At 66.9% G+C, this 18,495-nt stretch carries 21 protein-coding genes and 1 pseudogene; 14 read left to right on the forward strand and 8 right to left on the reverse strand.

Annotated features, from left to right (window positions below):
• Nucleotides 1–23 precede the first annotated feature (23 nt).
• From CFB34_RS06325 to CFB34_RS06350, 6 genes and pseudogenes are all read left to right on the forward strand, one after another.
• Nucleotides 24–1,315, forward strand: a pseudogene (locus tag CFB34_RS06325) (glycine betaine/L-proline ABC transporter ATP-binding protein); the annotation flags it as partial.
• Nucleotides 1,308–2,204, forward strand: a complete 897-nt coding sequence (gene choW, locus CFB34_RS06330; protein WP_089441685.1) for a choline ABC transporter permease subunit — start codon at nucleotides 1,308–1,310, stop codon at nucleotides 2,202–2,204. The pseudogene CFB34_RS06325 and the gene choW, both read left to right, overlap by 8 nt.
• A 108-nt stretch (nucleotides 2,205–2,312) precedes the next feature.
• A complete protein-coding gene (locus CFB34_RS06335) occupies nucleotides 2,313–3,311 on the forward strand; it encodes a GlxA family transcriptional regulator (RefSeq protein WP_089441686.1) in 999 nt (332 codons plus the stop codon).
• Between the two features lie 98 nt (nucleotides 3,312–3,409).
• Nucleotides 3,410–4,357: a choline ABC transporter substrate-binding protein gene (locus tag CFB34_RS06340; protein ID WP_089441687.1), complete on the forward strand. Its 948-nt coding sequence runs from the start codon at nucleotides 3,410–3,412 to the stop codon at nucleotides 4,355–4,357.
• A 302-nt stretch (nucleotides 4,358–4,659) separates the two neighbouring features.
• Nucleotides 4,660–5,286 carry a trimeric intracellular cation channel family protein gene (locus CFB34_RS06345; RefSeq protein ID WP_089441795.1) on the forward strand — a complete coding sequence of 209 codons (627 nt, stop codon included), beginning with the start codon at nucleotides 4,660–4,662 and terminating at the stop codon, nucleotides 5,284–5,286.
• Nucleotides 5,287–5,418: 132 nt separating this feature from the next.
• Nucleotides 5,419–6,177: a hypothetical protein gene (locus tag CFB34_RS06350; RefSeq protein WP_089441688.1), complete on the forward strand. Its 759-nt coding sequence runs from the start codon at nucleotides 5,419–5,421 to the stop codon at nucleotides 6,175–6,177.
• A gap of 38 nt (nucleotides 6,178–6,215) precedes the next feature.
• On the opposite strand, the gene CFB34_RS06355 is transcribed toward CFB34_RS06350, so the two are convergent.
• Complete coding sequence (locus CFB34_RS06355; protein WP_089441796.1) at nucleotides 6,216–6,641, reverse strand: PACE efflux transporter; 426 nt, start codon at nucleotides 6,639–6,641, stop codon at nucleotides 6,216–6,218.
• Nucleotides 6,642–6,788: 147 nt separating this feature from the next.
• On the opposite strand from CFB34_RS06355, the gene CFB34_RS06360 reads away from it, so the two are divergent.
• Nucleotides 6,789–7,718, forward strand: a complete 930-nt coding sequence (locus tag CFB34_RS06360; RefSeq protein ID WP_089441689.1) for a LysR substrate-binding domain-containing protein — start codon at nucleotides 6,789–6,791, stop codon at nucleotides 7,716–7,718.
• 49 nt (nucleotides 7,719–7,767) lie between these two features.
• On the opposite strand, the gene CFB34_RS06365 is transcribed toward CFB34_RS06360, so the two are convergent.
• Nucleotides 7,768–8,916 carry a sialidase gene (locus CFB34_RS06365; protein WP_089441690.1) on the reverse strand — a complete coding sequence of 383 codons (1,149 nt, stop codon included), beginning with the start codon at nucleotides 8,914–8,916 and terminating at the stop codon, nucleotides 7,768–7,770.
• Nucleotides 8,917–8,983: 67 nt separating this feature from the next.
• Nucleotides 8,984–9,253, reverse strand: coding sequence for a MoaD/ThiS family protein (locus tag CFB34_RS06370; RefSeq protein ID WP_089441691.1), 270 nt, complete (start codon nucleotides 9,251–9,253; stop codon nucleotides 8,984–8,986).
• Nucleotides 9,254–9,489: 236 nt separating this feature from the next.
• Here CFB34_RS06370 and CFB34_RS06375 point away from each other — a divergent pair, with 236 nt between their 5' ends.
• Complete coding sequence (locus CFB34_RS06375) at nucleotides 9,490–9,855, forward strand: ASCH domain-containing protein (RefSeq protein WP_089441692.1); 366 nt, start codon at nucleotides 9,490–9,492, stop codon at nucleotides 9,853–9,855.
• A 98-nt stretch (nucleotides 9,856–9,953) separates the two neighbouring features.
• Here the strand turns inward: CFB34_RS06375 and CFB34_RS06380 are convergent, their stop codons facing one another.
• Nucleotides 9,954–10,643, reverse strand: a complete 690-nt coding sequence (locus tag CFB34_RS06380) for an aspartyl/asparaginyl beta-hydroxylase domain-containing protein (protein WP_089441693.1) — start codon at nucleotides 10,641–10,643, stop codon at nucleotides 9,954–9,956.
• A gap of 242 nt (nucleotides 10,644–10,885) precedes the next feature.
• Here CFB34_RS06380 and CFB34_RS06385 point away from each other — a divergent pair, with 242 nt between their 5' ends.
• From CFB34_RS06385 to CFB34_RS06395, 3 genes are all read left to right on the forward strand, one after another.
• Entirely contained in the window at nucleotides 10,886–11,230 is a 345-nt protein-coding gene (locus tag CFB34_RS06385) for a DUF4148 domain-containing protein (protein ID WP_089441694.1), read from the forward strand.
• Nucleotides 11,231–11,310: 80 nt separating this feature from the next.
• A complete protein-coding gene (locus CFB34_RS06390) occupies nucleotides 11,311–11,586 on the forward strand; it encodes a DUF4148 domain-containing protein (RefSeq protein WP_089441797.1) in 276 nt (91 codons plus the stop codon).
• A 66-nt stretch (nucleotides 11,587–11,652) separates the two neighbouring features.
• A complete protein-coding gene (locus CFB34_RS06395) occupies nucleotides 11,653–11,883 on the forward strand; it encodes a hypothetical protein (RefSeq protein WP_089441695.1) in 231 nt (76 codons plus the stop codon).
• On the opposite strand, the gene CFB34_RS06400 is transcribed toward CFB34_RS06395, so the two are convergent.
• A complete protein-coding gene (locus CFB34_RS06400; protein ID WP_089441696.1) occupies nucleotides 11,853–12,380 on the reverse strand; it encodes a cytochrome b in 528 nt (175 codons plus the stop codon). The genes CFB34_RS06395 and CFB34_RS06400 overlap by 31 nt on opposite strands.
• A gap of 187 nt (nucleotides 12,381–12,567) precedes the next feature.
• Here CFB34_RS06400 and CFB34_RS06405 point away from each other — a divergent pair, with 187 nt between their 5' ends.
• From CFB34_RS06405 to CFB34_RS06415, 3 genes are all read left to right on the forward strand, one after another.
• Nucleotides 12,568–12,918 (forward strand): hypothetical protein, encoded by a 351-nt coding sequence (locus CFB34_RS06405; RefSeq protein WP_089441697.1) that lies wholly within the window; start codon nucleotides 12,568–12,570, stop codon nucleotides 12,916–12,918.
• 62 nt (nucleotides 12,919–12,980) lie between these two features.
• Nucleotides 12,981–14,150, forward strand: coding sequence for a bacteriohopanetetrol glucosamine biosynthesis glycosyltransferase HpnI (gene hpnI, locus CFB34_RS06410; RefSeq protein ID WP_089441698.1), 1,170 nt, complete (start codon nucleotides 12,981–12,983; stop codon nucleotides 14,148–14,150).
• Nucleotides 14,147–15,235 carry a lysylphosphatidylglycerol synthase domain-containing protein gene (locus CFB34_RS06415; protein WP_089441699.1) on the forward strand — a complete coding sequence of 363 codons (1,089 nt, stop codon included), beginning with the start codon at nucleotides 14,147–14,149 and terminating at the stop codon, nucleotides 15,233–15,235. Before hpnI ends, CFB34_RS06415 begins: the two co-directional genes overlap by 4 nt.
• A gap of 48 nt (nucleotides 15,236–15,283) precedes the next feature.
• Here the strand turns inward: CFB34_RS06415 and denD are convergent, their stop codons facing one another.
• The 3 genes from denD to CFB34_RS06430 all read right to left on the reverse strand — a co-directional run bounded on the left by denD (nucleotide 15,284) and on the right by CFB34_RS06430 (nucleotide 18,466).
• Nucleotides 15,284–16,255 carry a D-erythronate dehydrogenase gene (gene denD, locus CFB34_RS06420; RefSeq protein WP_089441700.1) on the reverse strand — a complete coding sequence of 324 codons (972 nt, stop codon included), beginning with the start codon at nucleotides 16,253–16,255 and terminating at the stop codon, nucleotides 15,284–15,286.
• A gap of 28 nt (nucleotides 16,256–16,283) precedes the next feature.
• Complete coding sequence (gene otnI / locus CFB34_RS06425) at nucleotides 16,284–17,060, reverse strand: 2-oxo-tetronate isomerase (RefSeq protein WP_089441701.1); 777 nt, start codon at nucleotides 17,058–17,060, stop codon at nucleotides 16,284–16,286.
• Between the two features lie 80 nt (nucleotides 17,061–17,140).
• The gene (locus tag CFB34_RS06430) at nucleotides 17,141–18,466 is read right to left on the reverse strand and encodes an MFS transporter (RefSeq protein ID WP_089441702.1); all 1,326 of its coding nucleotides are present in this window, start codon (nucleotides 18,464–18,466) and stop codon (nucleotides 17,141–17,143) included.
• Nucleotides 18,467–18,495 lie beyond the last annotated feature (29 nt).

An 18,495-nucleotide genomic window follows, 5' to 3' on the forward strand; every position in this document is an offset into this window, starting at 1 on the left:
CGCGGCCCGCCCGGCGGGGCTGGCAGCCGTGTCGTATTTGCGCAAGCGTTTGTCGTAATTCGTCGGCAGGTCGGGGTTTTTTCTGGCAACTATGTAGGCACGCTAAGACAAGCGCGAGTCCCCGCTACACGAGGAGAAGGTTTCGATGGATGCCCCCAAGGTCGTGGTCGAAGGTCTGTGCAAGGTGTTTGGAAGCAACCCGCAGCAGGCGCTCGACATGCTCGCCGCCGGCGCGACGAAGGACGAGGTGCTCAAGCGCACCGGCCAGGTCGTCGGCGTGCACAACGTCTCCTTCGATGTGCAGGAAGGCGAAATTTTCGTGCTGATGGGCCTGTCCGGCTCCGGCAAGTCCACGCTGATCCGCCTCGTGAACCGGCTGGTCGATCCCAGCGCCGGCAAGGTGATGATCGACGGGCTCGACGTCGCGTCGGCGCGCCGCTCGGCGCTGACCGCGCTGCGCCGCAAGGACATGAGCATGGTGTTCCAGTCGTTCGCGCTGATGCCGCACCGCACCGTCGTGTCGAATGCCGCGTTCGGACTCGAAGTCGGGGGCATGGGCAAGAAGGAGCGCGAGCGCCGCGCGATGGAAGTGCTCGAGCAGGTCGGCCTCGCCCCGTTCTCGCACAAGCTGCCGTCCGAGCTGTCGGGCGGCATGCAGCAGCGCGTCGGCCTCGCCCGCGCGTTGGCCGTGAACCCGTCGCTGATGATCATGGACGAGGCGTTCTCCGCGCTCGATCCGCTCAAGCGCCGGGAAATGCAGGATGTGCTGCTGCAACTGCAGAAGGAACAACGCCGCACGATCATGTTCGTGTCGCACGATCTGGAAGAAGCGCTGCGCATCGGCAACCGCATCGCGATCATGGAAGGTGGCCGGCTCGTGCAGGTCGGCACGCCGCAGGACATCATCGCGAACCCGGCCGACGATTACGTGCGCGCGTTCTTCGACGGCATCGACACCAGCCGCTATCTGACCGCCGGCGACCTGATGCAGACGGGCGCCGTGCCGATCGTGTCGAAGTGCGATGCCGCGAACGTCGCGGCAACGCTGAACGGCAGTGCCGACTATGCGTTCGTGCTCGATGCGCAACGCAAGATCCGCGGCTTCGTCACGCGCGATGCGATCGGTCAGGCGACGCCGTTCGTGAGCCCGATCGAATCCATCCGGCGCGACGCGTCGCTCGAACATGTCGTCGCGCGTGTGGTCGCGAGCCCGAACGCACTGCCGGTCGTCGACGACGACGGCTGCTACTGCGGCTCGGTCGATCGTGCGCTCATCCTGAAGGCCATCACGCGTTCGCGAGGTTCCCATGTCTGAAATGATTCCGCTCGGTACCTGGGTCGACCAGTCCGTTCACTACCTGCTCGACCACGACGCCAAGACGTTCGACACGATCGGCCAGGCGATCGAAGGGCTCGCGGCATTCGTCGAGCACGGCCTGCAGGCGATCCCGATGTGGCTGATGATGGCCATCTTCATCGGCGTCGGGCTGTGGCGGGTGGGCTGGCGCTTCGCGCTGTTCACGACGCTGTCGCTGCTGCTGATCTTCGCGACGGGCTTCTGGGACCAGACGGTCATCACGCTCGGCCTCACGCTGTCGTCGACGATCATCAGCCTCGTGCTCGGCATCCCGCTCGGCATCTGGGCCGCGAAGAGCAAGTGGGTCGCCGCGATCGTGCGCCCGATCCTCGACCTGATGCAGACGATGCCGGCCTTCGTCTATCTGATTCCGGCCGCGATGCTGTTCGGTCTCGGCCGCGTGCCGGGGATCCTGTCGACGGTGATCTTCGCGATGCCGCCGGCGGTGCGCCTGACGAGCCTCGGGATCCGCCACGTGAACCGCGAGATCGTCGAAGCCGGCCAGGCCTTCGGCTGCACGCCGTGGCAGCTGCTGTACAAGGTGCAGTTCCCGAATGCGCTGCCGTCGATCATGCAGGGCGTGAACCAGACGATCATGATGGCGCTGTCGATGGTGATCATCGCGTCGATGGTGGGTGCGGGCGGCCTGGGCAACGACGTGCTCGCCAGTATCCAGCGCCTCGACATCGGCCTCGGTTTCGAAAGCGGTCTGTCGGTCGTGCTGCTCGCGATCATTCTCGACCGCATCACCGAAAGCTTCGGCCGTGCGCCGGGCACCGTGAAGGCGCCGCTGTTCTCGGGTCTCAAGCAGCTGTTTCGCGTGAAGGCCTCGCCCGCGCAGGCTTGACCTCCGGCGGCCGGAACCCTCCGGCCGCTCATCCTGAACATAGATGATGGCCTCCGCGGTTTCGGCCGCGGGGCTGGCCCCCTGCAACCTCCTCGACAGGAGACCGATGTGACGTCCGCCGTCGCTGTCGCGCCCGCAGCCTGCGTTTCACCGGTTTCATCGCTCGCCCATTTCGGCTTCCTGACGCTGCCGAACTTTTCGATGATCGCGTTCTCGAGCGCCGTCGAAGTGCTTCGGATGGCGAACTACGTCGGGCGCGCCGATCACTACCAGTGGTCGATCTATTCGCTCGACGGCAGTCCGGTGCACGCCAGCAACGGCATCGCGGTACGGCCCATGCAGGCGCTCGACTACACGAACCTGCCCGACGTGATGATCGTGTGCGGCGGCATCCGCATCCGCGACGTGGTCGACGAAGGCGCCCGCGATACGCTCGCGGCGCTCGCCGAACGTGGCCTGCCGCTCGGCGGCATCTGCACGGGCGCGTATGCGCTGATGTCGAGCGGGCTGCTCGACGGCTATCGCTGCACCGTCCACTGGGAGAACCTGTCCGCGCTGCATGCCGAGTTTCCGCAAGTGGGTTTCGCCGACGAACTGTTCGTCGTCGATCGCGACCGGCTGACCTGCACCGGCGGCACCGCGCCGCTCGACCTGATGCTGAACCTCGTCGGGATGCGCTTCGGCCAGCAACTGGCCGCGCAGGTATCCGAACAGTTCATCCTGGAGCGCATCCGCAGCTCGACCGACACGCAGCCGATTCCGGTCGATGCGCGCGTCGGCTTCTCGCGCGCGGAGCTGATCGAGGTCGTGCGGCTGATGGAGGCGAACATCGAGGAGCCGCTGTCGCTCGAGGAACTCGCGCGGCTCGTGAGGCTGTCGCAGCGGCACCTGCAGCGCATGTTCAAGGTGTACCTGAACGTGTCGCCGACCCACTATTACCTGACGCTGCGCCTGAAGCGCGCACGCGACCTGCTGCGCACGACCGACGCGTCGATCGCACGCGTGACGACGGTCTGCGGCTTTCATTCGCCGTGCCATTTCAGCAAGGCCTACCGTGCGCAGTTCGGCCACGCGCCGAGCTACGAGCGCCGGTTGCCGGGGCGCTGACCGAACCCATGGTCCGCGACGCCGCCGGGATCGCGGCGCGCGGCTTCAATAAACGATCCCGCATTCAAGCAAACGACATCACTTTGAGGAGAAGCAAGATGAAGCGCCTATTGATCGCAGCGGTGTGCGGGATCGGGATAACCGCGCCGATGTCGGCCGTGTATGCGGCCGATCCGCCCGTGTGCAAGAACGTGCGCTTCGCGGACGTCGGCTGGTCCGACATCGCGGCGACCACGGGCCTCGCGTCGACGATGCTGCAGGGGCTCGGCTACAGCCCGACGAAGACGATCGCGTCGGTGCCGATCACGTTCGCCGGCATCAAGAGCAAGCAGATCGACGTGTTCCTCGGCTACTGGTCGCCGACGATGGACCCGATCATCCAGCCGTTCACTAAGGCCGGCCAGATCAAGGTGCTGTCGACGCCGAACCTGACCGGCGCGAAATACACGCTCGCGGTGCCCGACTACGTGTACCAGGGCGGCCTGAAGTCGTTCGCGGACATTCAAAAGTATGCGGACAAGCTGAACGGCAAGATCTACGGGATCGAACCGGGCAACGACGGCAACCTGCTGATCAAGAAGATGATCGACGGCAACCAGTTCGGCCTCGGCAAGTTCAAGATGGTCGAGTCGAGCGAGGCCGGGATGCTGGTCGAGGTGAATCGCGCGATCCGCGACAAGCAGTGGATCGTGTTCCTCGGGTGGGAGCCGCATCCGATGAACGTGCAGATGAAGATCGACTACCTGAGCGGCGGCGACGACGTGTTCGGCCCGAACTACGGCGAAGCGAAGGTGCTGACGGCGACGCCGCCCGACTACGCGCAGCGCTGCCCGAACGTCGCGAAGTTCGTGTCGAACCTGCAGTTCACGACGACGATCGAGAACCACGTGATGGTGCCGATCATGAACAAGGAAGACCCGAACAAGGCGGCGGCCGAGTGGCTGAAGGCGAACCCGCAGGCGCTCGACAAGTGGCTCGCGGGCGTGACGACGCTCGACGGCAAGCCGGGCCTGCCGGCGGTGAAGGCCTATCTCGGCGTGCATTGAGCGTAACGCGTCGGGCTTCGCGGCTTCGGCTGGAAGCCTGACATGTTTCCGAGCCGGTGGAAGCAGGATGCGCATCCTGCTTCCACCGGCTTTTTGCTTCGGGATTCAGGTTCGGCCCGTCAGTGGACGGGCGATGCGCTAGACTGCCCGATCCCGATCGAGGAGACGGCAATGATACGCAGTGCGCTTGAGGTATCCGGATGGCGGCAGGTGGCCGGCAGGCGGCCGAGGCCGAACGGCGCGTCGGCTTGTCGCGACGCAGGCTGCAGCCGGACGATGCCGCACTGCGGCTATTCACGCGCATGAAGCGCATCGAGCGAGTGGTGCTGGCCGCCGATCTCGCGGGCACGGCGGTGTTCGCGGTCGAGGGTGCCAATGCGGCGATCGGCGCCGGGCTCGACCTGTTCGGGGTGATGGTGCTGTCGCTCGTCGTCGCGCTCGGCGGCGGCGTGATCCGCGATCTGCTGATCGGCGCACGGCCGCCGAGCGCCGTGAGCGACTGGCGCTATCCGGCGCTTGCGTTCGCGTCAGGCCTGTTCGCGTTCGTGTTTCATGAGCGGGTCGCCGCGTTTTCTCCATCGCTGGTCACGACGCTCGATGCGGCCGGCCTTGCGTTGTTCGCGGTCGCGGGCGCGGTGAAGGCGCTCGAATTCCGGGTTCATCCGTTCATTGCGACGCTGATGGGCGCCGTGACCGGTTGCGGTGGCGGTGTCGTGCGCGACGTGCTGCTCGCGCGGATACCGGTCGTGCTGGTCACGGACATTTATGCGAGCGCGGCGCTGCTTGGCGCGGTCGTTGTCGTATCGTGCCGGCGGCTCGGTTGTCCGCCGGTCGTCGCGGCCGTGCTCGGCGGCATCGCCTGCTTTGCGCTGCGCATGGCGGCCGTGCGCTTCGGCTGGCAGTTGCCGAAAATCGTGGGCGGGGCGTAAACGGCACTTCCAGCACACTTCACGGAGCCGCAGCCGCTTGCCGCGCGGAAAAGGATAGGACAGAATCGCGCCGACTGATCCGGACCGGACGTTCGTTTCGCGCAGCGCAATGGATCGCAATCGGGTACGCCTATGCCGCCTCTCGTCGAAGCAATCCTGGGTTGGGCCACAGTCGCGCTGGGCGCACTGGGCTTGATCTGCATGATGATCTGGCCGCTGACGCCGGACCGGTGGGTGTTCGAGGCCGGCTATGCGTGCGTGCCCGACGGCCGGGACCTGATCCTGTCGCCGCGGCGCATGCGCATGGGTCACTTCGTGTGGTGGTCGTTCGGCTTCGGGCTGAGTGCGTTGGGACTGGCCTGCATGATGGGCGTACCGCTGCTTGCGGGGAGCGCCACCCGTGACGAATTGCATGCGTGGTACGCATGGCTCGGGCTTGGCGTCTTCGGTGTGTTCGTCGCCGGCGCGGGCGTGCTGTTGATCTGGATCGGCCGCAAGCTGATGCGCGCGCGCTGGTTTGCCGGTCCGCTGCGCGAAGCGCATTTTTGCTGGCGCGACGACGAACGCTGGATCGATATTCGCACCACGCGGCTGCTGCGCAAGCCGGTGCTGAGCAGCTACGCGTGCCGCGATCTGGAGCACCTGCTGGTCGGTGGCCGGAAAAGTATCGACGGCGCGGTCGTGGGCGGTTCGCGGGTGAAGATCCAGAGCGACCTGGCGCAGCTCGTGCTCGTGTTTCGTAGCCGTCAGCCGATCGACCTGATGGGGCGGATCAACGACGGCGAGCAGGCGCGCCGCATGGCCGGCATGATCGGCGCCTGGTGCGGTGTCGACGTGCAGCGGGTCGATGGTTTGCCTGGCGTGACGCCGTTCAACTTCGACCGGATCTGACTTTGCGCGCCTCGCGGGGTGAGTACCTCGCACCCGCCTCACGACCCCTTCGTCGCCGCCGGCACGTCGAACACCCGATCGAACGCCCACTGGAACACGAACGCGTAGCAGAAGAAGAACGCGAACAGCCCGATGTCGACGACGAACGCGTCGAGCCACGAGATGTCGAGCCACCCCGCCACGACCGGCACCAGGATGAAGATCAGCCCGCCTTCGAATCCGGTCGCGTGGAGGATCCGCCGCCCGAGCGTGCGTGTCGGCTGACGACGCGACGCTTCCCAGCGCTCGAACAGCGCGTTGAAGATCATGTTCCACAGCATCGCGATCGCCGACATCGTCGCCGACAGCGCGCCCGAATAGACGAGGTCCTGCTTGAAGATCGCCGCGATCACGGGCGAGATGCAGGAAATCGCGATCGCTTCGTAGAGCACCGCCTGCGTGATCCTGCGCGGTAGGCCTTGCACGTTGTTGCTCCAGTGGGACGTCACTCGCCGCGGCACCGTGCCGTGACGTTCCGCAAGGCTATCCGCGTTGCATGCGCGCTTCAATTCACCTAATCTCACCCGGATTCAATTGAATTCAACCCGGCCCGATCCGGCCCGCGAGGCCCCGTGTTCTCGAAAATCCCCCTGACCGCATTGCGTGTATTCGAGTCGTCGGCGCGGCTCGGGGCGTTCAAGGCTGCCGCGGACGAACTGTCCGTGACGCCGGCCGCCGTGTCGCATCAGATCAAGTCGCTCGAAAGCCGGCTCGGCGTGCTGCTGTTCGAACGCGGCGCGAGCGGCGTGCGGCTCACGGCCGAGGGCGAGCGCCTGTTTCGCGCGAGTCACGATGCCCTGCTCGCATTGAGCCGCGGGCTCGACGCGGTGCGGCCCGAGGCGGCCGGCGAGCGCACGCTCGTGCTGACCACCACGCCCGCGTTCGCCGCGATGTGGCTGATTCCGCGCCTCGGGCGGTTTCGTCGGGTCGATCCGCAACTGCACATCAAGGTGGAAACCGGCAACACGCTCGCGGATCTCGAACGCGATGCGCGGATCGATCTCGCGATTCGCGCGACGTCACGCACGTTTCCGGCGCTGCACGAGATTGCGCTGATCGACGAGTATTTCGGCGCGTATGCAGCCGCCGGGTTCGACGCGCATCGCACGGACGAGCCGCTCGACCTGATCGAGACCGTGTGGGATACGCCGCTGCCGGTGTCGGTCGACTGGGTGTCGTGGTGTCGCGCGGCTGGCCGCGAAGCGTGGCTCGAGCGCGCGGTGTTTCGTCATTACGACGACGAGCATTACGCGTTGCAGGCGGTGCTGCACGGGCAGGGCATCGCGTTGCTCAGTTCCGTGCTGGCTGCCGAGCATGTCGCGCATGGGGCATTGATGCCGATCGAGCCTTCGGTGCGGATCGACGGCGCGCGTTTCGTCGCGCTGTGCCGGCCCGGGCGGGAGCGGGAGCCGCAGGTCAGGTCGTTTCTCGACTGGCTCGAAGCGGAGATTGGGCTGACGCGGGAGGCAGTGGGGCGGATGGGGGCGGGCATTGAGCGGTAAAGCGGGCCGTGCAGGCCGGATGCGAACCGACCCCCACGCATACCCACCATCACCCGAACCTGACGCAATAAACCGGCGGCAAATGCGCAGACACCAGTTGCCAGTTTTCGCCGCCGTCGCCGGACGTCCATAACCCGCCAGTCGTCGATCCCATCGCGAGGCGCGTGCCCGTGTCATCGATCGCGAGCCCATGCCGATACACGAGGTCGTACGCCGGTGCACTCGGCAGCCCGTTCGAGAATTGCTCGAAACTGCGCCCGCCGTCGCGTGTGCGCGTGACGACGAACCGGCCGTTCACCGGAATCCGGCACGCGTCCTTCACGGCCGGCACGAACCACGCGGTATCCGGTTCATGCGGATGGACGGCTACCGCGAAGCCGAAGCTCGAAGGCTGCGCCTCGATGCGCCGCCAGTGTTCGGCACCGTCGGTCGAGCGGAAGATCGCGCAGTGATGCTGCGTCCACACCACGTCCGGGTTAGCCGCGCACTGCACGACGCGATGCGGGTCTTGCGCGTTGGGCTCGCCGCGTCGTTCGGGCGGCATGTAATCGGCTTCCATGCCGTCCGCGGTCACGCGCCACGTCGCGCCGCCGTCCGCGGTCTGCCAGACGCCGCCGCACGAGATGCCGACCATCACGTGCCGGCTGTCGCGCGGATCGACCATCACCGAATGGATACCCGGCGCATCGTATCCGCCACCGCCCCATTCGGCGCGCTCCGGGCGATCCCATAGCGGGCGGTTGAGCTCCCACGAATCGCCACGGTCGTCGGAGCGAAACAGGCCGCCGGGAATCGTGCCGGCCCACAGCACACCGGGTTCGTCCGCGCCGCCGGTTTCGAGCGACCAGATTTGCTGGAGCGTCCACGGCGGTTGCGGCGTGCCGGGCGGCGCGTCGTCGTCGTCGCCGGTGCCGGCATTCGCGCGGGCGCTGGCGGGTGGCTCGTCGGCGGGCTGCGGCGGATAGACGGGAACCGCGCATTCTTCCCAGTCGGCGGCACCAGCACGCCGGCGATGCAGCTTGACGCCGAAATGGCCAAGGTTCAGCGCGGCATACAGCGTGCCGTCGCGCGGGTCGGCGAGCACCATGCTGACCGGCTCGCCGGCAAAGTGCGGCTCACCGAGCGTCCAGCCGCCGTGGCCGTCGGCCTGCAGGACGAACAGGCCCTTGCGGGTGGCGACGAGCAGTCGATCGTTCATGTGAGATGTCTCCTGATGGGCGGGCCTGACGTAGGTGTGCGCGGTCGGTGCTGGTGCATACGTCCCCTTATCCGCCGGTCAATGCTTGCACGACATAGACCCGGCTGGCGTCGCCGAGCACATCGGACAGGTGTTGCCGGTCGCGGATCGGCTGGCCGTCGATGAATACCGACAGGTGTTTGCGCAGCGCACCCTGGTCGTCGAGGATGTAGCCGCGCAGTCGCGGCTGCTCGCCGAAAACGGTGTCGAATGCTTCGCCGACCGAGTGGGCGTCGACTTCGCGCTCGGGCGTTTCGATATGCCGCTGGATCGAGGCGGCGAAGAAGAGGTGCGCCATGGCGGTGGCTGGCAGGAGCCGCGCTGTAGGGACGGTCTGTAGTTTAGGCGATCCAGCGGGGGCGGAAAGCCGGCATCGCGTAGTCGCGGTGCGCCGGCGTGTCCGATTCGTCCCGGTCGACACGTTCCAACGAATCGGCAACAATCCTGCCCGAACCGTCATCGCATACAGGAGTCGGCTGTCATGCCGACCGACGGGCACACGCTCTCCATTTACCGATGAAGGAAATGTCTGCCATGCCGCGATCCGCGCTGTCGATCGTCAAACCCGCCGTCGACGACATCGTCGCAGGCCGGAAGCGGGTCGAAATCCGGTCGTGGGCGCCGCCGGACCTGCCGCTGCGCGATCTCGTGCTGGTGCAGAACACGATCTTCCTGCGACAGGACGGGCACGAGGACCCTGACGGTATCGCGCTCGCGCTGGTCGACGTCGTGGGCGTACACGACTGGACGCCGGATGAAGCCCGCGCGCAAGGCAAGCAGTGGTGTGCCGGGTACGTGAGCTGGGAATTGACGAACGTGCGGGCGCTCGATCCGCCGTTCCCGTGTGTCGCCAGGCGCGGCATCTACGCGTTGGATGAAGATGCCGGAAAGGTGTCCTGATGATTGCGCCTGCATCCGGCATGCGCTGAGCGCCTTCCAGACACAAGCGAGGGCAGTCGCGAAACGATGGGTCGCCCGGCGCATGCCGGTTACGTGCGCTAAACCGGAATCGACCGCCCGCGCATCCTGATCCCGATCCGCACGACGCCGATCACCGCATTCGACAGCCACGTGAGCAGGCGCGGCATCCCGCGCCGGCGGATATCGAGCAGCAGCACGATCCGCACAGCGTCGCTGTCGTTCCACACCTCGTGCATGAAGGTGTCGTCCCACAGCAGGAAACGTCCTTCCTCGAGCCGGTATTCGCGGCCGTCGACCTTCAGCACGGCGGCCGGCGTGCCGTCCGCGCGCTTCGGCATCGACAGCACGAGATAGCCGCGCAGGATGCCGCGAAACGGCCCGCGATGCGGTGGAATGTGCTTGCCGGGTGCGAGGAACGACAACGATGCGGACAGCACGTCCGGCGATGCCGCGACGATCGATGCGACGGTCGGGCAGCGCGACAGGTTGCGCGGGAACGGCTGCCCGTACGCCTGCATGATGAACATCCGCCAGTCGCGTGCATCGTTGGCCGAGATGTCGTACTGCTCGCGCATGATTTCGTGAAAGCGCGGGATGCGCGCCATGTCGCGCGCCACGGCGAATGCCTCTGCCTGGATGTCGGTCCATGCACGGACGAAACGCTCGGCGTCGGGAAACACGGCCGTGTCGAGCACCGCGCCGCCGTCGATATGGCGGTCGAACAGCGTGCGCAGCAGGCCGGCTGCATAGTCGTAAGCGACGGACATGATCGATCGAAAGGCGATCCGTAAGGGGTGACGTCAGTCTGCCCGAAGCGCGGCGGGCGCTGCGTTACGTCAGGTTACGCCGGCTGACGAAAGAATGACAGTTGCATGAACGTCCATTCCGGGCACTCCCGGCGCGGGAGAAGCCACGTGATCCGGTTGCGCGACGCGCGGGAATAAACGCATGCGCTCCGTCGTCATACGGGTGTAGCACGTCGTCTCGTTGACTTCTCAAGGAGTGGAACATGAACACGCATGGGCTGGTGGCCGCCGCGGTGGCGGCGATTTCTCTCGCGGGTATCGCGACGCAAGCGTCGGCACAGGAACTGACGCGCGCGCAGGTCAGGCAGGAACTGATCGACGCCGAACACAACGGGCTGCGCTTCGTGACCGATACGTCATATCCGGACGTGAGCCCGCTGTTCCAGCGGCAGGCCGAACAGATGCCGGCGCATCAGGCCAGTACGGCGATCGGCCGCGATCCGGCCGCGTCATCCGAAGCGGGCAGGCCGGCGACGATGTCGCCGCGCCAGGGTTCTGCCGTCTGCGTCGGCCCCGCGAGCTTCTGCACGGTTTATTTCGGAAGCTGACGCAACCGCCTGCGTTTGCAGGTCAGGCATTCGAGGGATTCGACACGGTTGATCGATACGGAACATTGAAGGAGTTCATGATGAAAACATATATCGCAGTCCTGACGATGATCGGCGCGATCGTCGCGCAATCGGCCTTCGCGCAATCGGCCGCGCCGTTGACGCGTGCACAGGTTCGCGACGAATTGATGCGCCTGGAAGCGGCCGGGTACGACCCGGCGAAGGGAGACGACGGCGAGTATCCGGCGGACATCCAGGCGGCGGAAGCAAGGCTTGCCGAGCAGGACCGGGCCCGGATGGCGGCTGCCGCCGAGCACGCATCGGCCTCCGGTGTGCCGGCGCAGACCAGCAACTAGGTGTCGACATGGTCTTGTGCGACTTCAGGCCGGCGTGTTCGCGACACGGCAGTACCGCAGCCCTTCGTGCCGCTCGACGCGGCAGAAGGGCGCCGGCCGCGCTGCCCGTCATCGCGCGCCGCTTCGCGCGGCGGCGCGATCATCTCATCGGCCGCGTGCGATGAGCGGCCGGCCGCGCATGCGATGAACCGGGACGAAGACGGTATCGGTATCGGCGGCAATCCGGCACATGCGCGCGACGGCATGCGCTGCCGCCAGCGTGGCGATCACCAGGGCATCATGCGCTGCACGACCTGATCGCGCAGCACGAAGCGGTGCGCGAGCGCGGCTGCGACGTGCAGGCAAATGCCGACGAACAGTGCCCACGCGAGGATGCCGTGCACGTCGCCCATCGCGTGGCCGAATGCGGAGCCGGCCGCCGACAGCGCGGGCAACGGCACGATCCCGAGCAACGTCACGCTCCAGGCGCGCGACGACGCATTGATCCAGCCGAGCAGCGGCACCGCGATCAGCAGCGCGTAGAGCGCGAAATGCGTCGCGCCCGACAGTGCGCGCATCGCGGGCGGCAGGTCACTCGCGGGCGGGCGATGCGTCACGCGCCACAGCACGCGGCAAGCCATCGCGGCGAGCAGCGCGGTTCCCACCAGGAGGTGCGCGGCGATCAGGCCGATGGGCTGCGTGTCGCGATGCACGTCGGGCATCGTCCAGCCGATCGCATATTGCGCGATGACCAGCGCGACGATCAGCCAGTGAAGCAAGCGCGCAACGGTGTCATATCGGGCGGGCGTGGACATGGAGACTCCTGCGGACGACGGGGACGATATCGGTCGGGTGGATTCTACGTTCGCTTTCTTAACGAAACGTTAAGCAGGCGTCGCCACAATCGTTCTTCGCTGGACTCGCTGTTCCTGATCCTGACCCACGCGACCTTTCGAATCTTTCAGATCGATAGCGGTCGTCCGCACGGGAGATTCTTTCACCATGGCGTCTTCGACGATCGAGCGATGGCGTGCCCACCTGCTGATCGCCGCGCTGGCCGGCGTGTTCATCCAGTGTTTCGTGCTGGTGTCGTTGCTTGCATGGCACGTACCCGAAGCATTTTTCACCACGATGACGTTTCGTATATGGGTCGCCATCGCGTTGGCCACCGCGATCCTTTCGGCCCGCAAGCTTGCCGACGTCGCGTTCCGCGCCGCGCTCGCCTGCGGCTACGTGCGCGTGACAGGAATCGATCACCGCACGGTAGTTGTGTCATCCAATTGCGCGTATCGTCGCTTGGTCGTCCTTCACATCCGGCTCCACGGGAATCGATACGGCGGCGTGCACGGGTGACCCTGCGTGCGCGCGGCGGCTCCCGGGTGTCGTGGTCGCACGGGTCACCACTGGGGAGAAGCATGGTTTTGCTGCATGTGCTGCGCGGGCTGGCCGGAGCAATGTCGATCGTCTGCGAGCTGGGCGTATTACTGGGCATTGCCTACACGATCACGGCCAGCGTGCTGGTCGGCCGGTTCTTTTCCCGGGCGGCGGCCGAGCCGCGCGATTATCCGGGCGTCACCGTCGCGAAGCCGCTGCACGGCGACGAGTGGCAACTCGTACAGCATCTCGAAAGCTTCTTCGTGCAGAATTATCCGGGGCCGGTCCAGCACCTGTTCGGCGTGCACGACGCGAATGACGAGGCGCTCGTGGCCGTCGAGGCGCTGCGGGCGCGCTACCCCGACGCGAACATCAAGGTCGTCGCCGATGCGCGGCTCTACGGGCCGAACCGCAAGATCGCCAATCTCGTGAACATGCTCGAACACGCGGAGCATTCGGTGCTCTGTCTCGCCGACAGCGACGTGCTGGTCGAGCCCGATTATCTGCGCGCCGTCGTCGGCGCGCTGCAGCAGCCGGAGGTCGGCATCGTGACGAGCGTGTATCGCGGCATCGCGTCGCCCGGCTTCTGGCCCGGTGTCGCCGTCGCGATGACGAACTACCATTTCCTGCCGGGCGTGATCACCGGGCTCTTCATCGGGCGCGCACGGCCCTGCTTCGGCCAGACGATCGCGATCACGCGCGCGACGCTCGAGCGCATCGGCGGGCTCACGCGTTTCGCGCATCACCTGGCCGAGGATCATGCGCTGGGCGAGGCGGTGCGGCAGGTGGGCGCGCAGGTCGTCATTCCGCCGTTCGTCGTCGGGCATGCGTGCGTCGAGGAGACGTTCGCGAAGCTGTACGCACACGAATTGCGCTGGAGCTGCACGATCCGCGCGGCGGACCGGCTCGGTCACGCCGGCTCGGTGCTGATGCATCCGGTGCCGCTCGCGTTGCTGGCGCTGCTGTTCTCCGGCGGCACGGCCGTCGCGTGCGGGCTGGCGGTCGCGGCGCTGGCCGCGCGCTCGCTGCTGATGCTCAAAACGAGCCGGGCGACCGGCGCGGGCCTGCGCGGCGCGCTCTGGCTGCCGTTCGTTGATCTCCTGCAGTTCTTCGTGTTCGTGTCGAGCTTCTTCTCGTCGCATGTCGTGTGGCGCGGCACGCGTTTTCGCGTCGACCGGGAAGGCCTGCTGTCGCCCGCGAGCGAATCATGACGACCCGGACGAACCCCGCTGCCGATGCCGCGGAGCGCAACGCCGCGCGGGGCGACGCACGGCTGCGTCACGTGGGGCAGGTGGCGGCGCTGGGCGGGCTCGCGCTCGCCGTGTGGCTGATCTGGCGCGAGCATCCGCTCGACATCCTGCATCGCCTGCAGATCGCCGGCGCGGGGCTGTTGCTCGCGGCGCTGGCGCACATCCTGCCGATGCTCGCGAATGCGTGGGACTGGCGGATGCTGATCCGCGGCCCGCGCCGGCCGTCGTTCGCGACGATGCTGAAGCTCGTGTGGATCCGCGAATCGATCAACGGGTTGTTGCCGGTCGCGCGGATCGGCGGCGAGATCGTGTCGTTCGGCCTGCTGCGGCAGGCGGGCGTGCGGCCGGCGACCGTCGTCGCCAGCCTCGTCGCCGACATGCAGCTGACGCTGATCAGCCAGCTGGTGTTCGCGCTGGTCGCGATCGGCTACGTGCTCGAGCACGTGTCGTCCGACGCCGCGCGCGTGGCCGGCAACCTCGCGATCGCCATGGCCGCGCTGGTGCCGGTGCTGCTGCTGTTCGCGCTGGTGCAGCATGCGCGGCCGTTCGAACGCGCGATGCGCGTGCTCAACCGCGTCACGAGCGGCAAGGTGGTGGCGCTGGTCGGCGAATCGGCGCGCACCGATCAGTCGATCCGGATGATCTGGAGAAAGACCGGCATCGTCGTGCGTTATCTCGTGATCTGGCAGACGCTCCAGTTCGTCGGCTATGCGCTGGAAATCTGGCTCGCGCTGTATTTTCTCGGCGCGGAGCCGACGTTCGCGCAGGCGCTCGCGATCGAGGCGCTGATCCAGCTCGTGAGCAGCATCGCGTTCCTGATGCCGGGCGGGCTCGGCGTGCAGGAGGGCGGGTTCGTGCTGATCGGCGGGCTGCTCGGGTTCGACCCGCCGACCTGTCTCGCGCTGGCCGGCGCCCGCCGCGTGCGCGACCTGCTGTTCTATCTGCCGGGCCTGCTGGCATGGCAGTGGGCGGCCGGTTCGGCGAACCGGCCGGGCGGAACGAAAAACGCGCCGTTGCCCATCGGGGAGTCGGCCCGGTCGCGTTGATGTGACCGGGCAACCCCTGCCCGCCACGCGCGGCGGGCTGCGCGGGACTCAGCGCCGTTCGTCGGCGAGATGGCTGCGGATCACGTCCGCGAACGACGTATCGCCCGTCAACCCGAGCGCTTCCGCGCGCGACGTATCCCAACGGCCCGGCCAGCTGCCGACGATCTTCTCGACGCGTTCGTCCGGCACATGGCGGATCAGCTTCACGACGTCGTCGCCCGCGACTTCGCGCAGCGCCGCGATCATTTCGTCGACCGACACCGACAGGCCGGGCAGATTGATCACCCGTTTGTTGCCGAGCTTCGCGCTGTCGATCTCGCAGCCCGCGACGAGCGCTTCGATCGCGCCGCGCGGCGACAGCAGCCACAGCCGCGTCGAACCCGGCACCGGGCACACGCTTTCCTCGCCGTTCAGCGGCTCGCGGATGATGCCGCTCGCGAACGACGACGCCGCCGCATTCGGGCGGCCCGGCCGCACGCTGATCGTCGGCAGCCGCAGCACACGGCCGTCGACGAAGCCGCGCCGCGCGTAGTCGCACAGCAGCAGCTCGGCGATCGCCTTCTCGGCGCCGTACGACGATTGCGGATTCAGCGCGGTGTCGTCCTGCACGACGTCGGGCAGCGTGCCGCCATAGACCGCGACGGAGCTCGTGAACACGACGCGCGGCCGATGGCCACGCGCGCGGCATACTTCGAGCAGCGTGCGCGACGCGTCGAGGTTGATCCGCATGCCGAGGTCGAAATCGGCTTCGGCCTGCCCGCTGACGATCGCCGCGAGGTGGAAGATCGCGCCCGTCTGCGTGTCGATCGCGCGGTCGAGCACCGCGCGCTCGGCGATGTCGCCGACGATCGACGTCACACGCGCGTCGCCGAAATCGCTGCCCGCGACGACGTCGAGCAGCACCAGCTCGTCGATCTTCTCGCTGCGGCCGTCGGGGCCGGTGAGTTCGCCGCGCTCGAGCAGCTTGCGCGCGAGACGCTGGCCGAGAAAGCCGGCGCCGCCGGTGATCAGTACTTTCATGTTCTTTACCCTCGGAAGAATGCTGGAATTACAGGTACGGCTTGAGCCAGCCGAGCCCTTCGGACGTGCCGGCCTTCGGGCGGTACTCGCAGCCGATCCAGCCGTCGTAGCCGAGCGCGTCGATCAGCGCGAACAGATACGGGTAGTTGAGTTCGCCGAGATCCGGCTCGTGGCGCTCGGGCACGCCCGCGATCTGGATATGGCCGATGCCCGCGAAATCGCGCTTGAGCTTCATCGCGAGATCGCCTTCGACGATCTGGCAGTGGTAGCAGTCGAACTGCACCTTCAGGTTCGGCGCGCCGACTTCCGCGCAGATCGCCTGCGCGTCGTCCTGGCGGCTCAGGAAATAGCCGGGCATGTCGCGTTGGTTGATCGGCTCGATCAGGATCGTGATGCCGTGCGCGGCGGCAGCCTGCGTCGCATGGCGCAGGTTCGCGAGGTAGGTGTCGCGATGGCGGGCGCGGTCGGCGCCCGGCGGCACCATGCCGGCCATCACGTGCAGCTTCTTGTTGCCGAGCACGCGCGCATAGTCGAGCGCCTGGTCGATGCCGCGCCGGAACTCGTCCTCGCGGCCCGGCAGCGACGCGGTGCCGCGTTCGCCCGCGGCCCAGTCGCCGGGCGGCGCGTTGAACAGCGCCTGTTCGAGGTGGTGCGCGTCGAGGCGTGCACGGATGTCCTCGGCGGCGAAGTCGTACGGGAACAGGTACTCGACGGCCTTGAAGCCGTCGTAGGCAGCAGCGGCGAAGCGTTCGAGGAACGCGTACTCGGGGTACATCATCGAGAGGTTGGCGGCGAAGCGTGGCATGGCAGCGGGTCCTGTGAATGAATGGGGCGGGGCGCATGGCGCCCCGCGTCGAATGGCGGCCGGATCGGCGACTCGGCGAATCAGCGGTTCACGAGTTTCGCGGGCGTGAGCCACACGGCGATCGCGCCGATCACGAGCATCGCGGCGAGTACGTACATGCCGGACGCCGTGCTGTGCGTGACGTCCTTCAGGTAACCGATCACGTACGGGCTCGCGAACCCGGCGAGGTTGCCGACCGAGTTGATGATCGCGATCCCGGCCGCGGCCGCGGAGCCCGCGAGGAACGCGGTCGGCAGCGACCAGAACAGCGGCGCGCAGGTCAGCACGCCGCCCGCCGCGAGCGACAGGAACACGATCGACACCGCCGTATTGTGCGAGTACGACGCGGCGACCGCAAACCCGATTGCGCCCATCAGCGCCGGCACGATCAGGTGCCAGCGGCGTTCGCGGCGCTTGTCCGCGCTGTGGCCGAACAGGTTCATCACGACGATCGCGACGAGGAACGGAATGGCCGACAGCAAGCCGATCTGCAGCGTATCGGTGATGCCGGTCGACTTGACGAGCGTCGGCATCCAGAACGTGAGGCCGTACTGGCCCGTGACGAACGCGAAGTAGATCAGCGACATCCACCACATGCGCGGGTCCGCGAACACGGCCTTCAGCGAATGGCCGTGCTGCTGCTGTTCCTGCGGCTGCGCGGCGATCTCGTCCTCCAGCAGCTGCTTTTCACGCTCGTCGAGCCACTTCGCGCTGCGGATGCTGTTGTCGAGATACAGGATCGTCGCGATGCCGACGAGCACGGCCGGTACGGCTTCGATCATGAACATCCATTGCCAGCCGTGGAAGCCCGAGCCGCCGTGGAAGCGCTCCATGATCCAGCCGGACAGCGGGTTGCCGAAGATGCCCGACACGGGAATCGCGGACATGAACACCGCGATGATCTTCGCGCGGCGATGCGACGGGAACCAGTACGTGAGGTACAGGATCACGCCGGGATAGAAGCCGGCTTCCGCGAGGCCGAGCAGGAAGCGCAGCACGTAGAACTGCGTCGGCGTCTGCACGAACGCGAACAGCGCGGACAGCAGGCCCCACGTGATCATGATCCGTGCGATCCAGATGCGTGCGCCGATGCGATGCATCAGCAGGTTGCTTGGCAGTTCGAACAGAAAATAGCCCAGAAAGAAAATGCCGGCGCCGAGCCCGAACACCGTTTCGCTGAACGCGAGATCCTGCGACATCTGCAGCTTCGCGAAGCCGACGTTCACGCGGTCGAGATACGCGACCACGTAGCAGAGCATTAGGAACGGCACGATGCGCCAGAACACTTTCTTGTAAGTGCGGTCGAGTTCCGCGGCATGGGCGGGCGCGGCGGGCGAGCGGCCAGCGGCCGCGTCGAGAGCAGTCATCGTCGTCTCCAATGATGTCGTGTGCCGGC

Source organism: Burkholderia sp. HI4860, assembly GCF_002223045.2.
GTDB lineage: Bacteria > Pseudomonadota > Gammaproteobacteria > Burkholderiales > Burkholderiaceae > Burkholderia.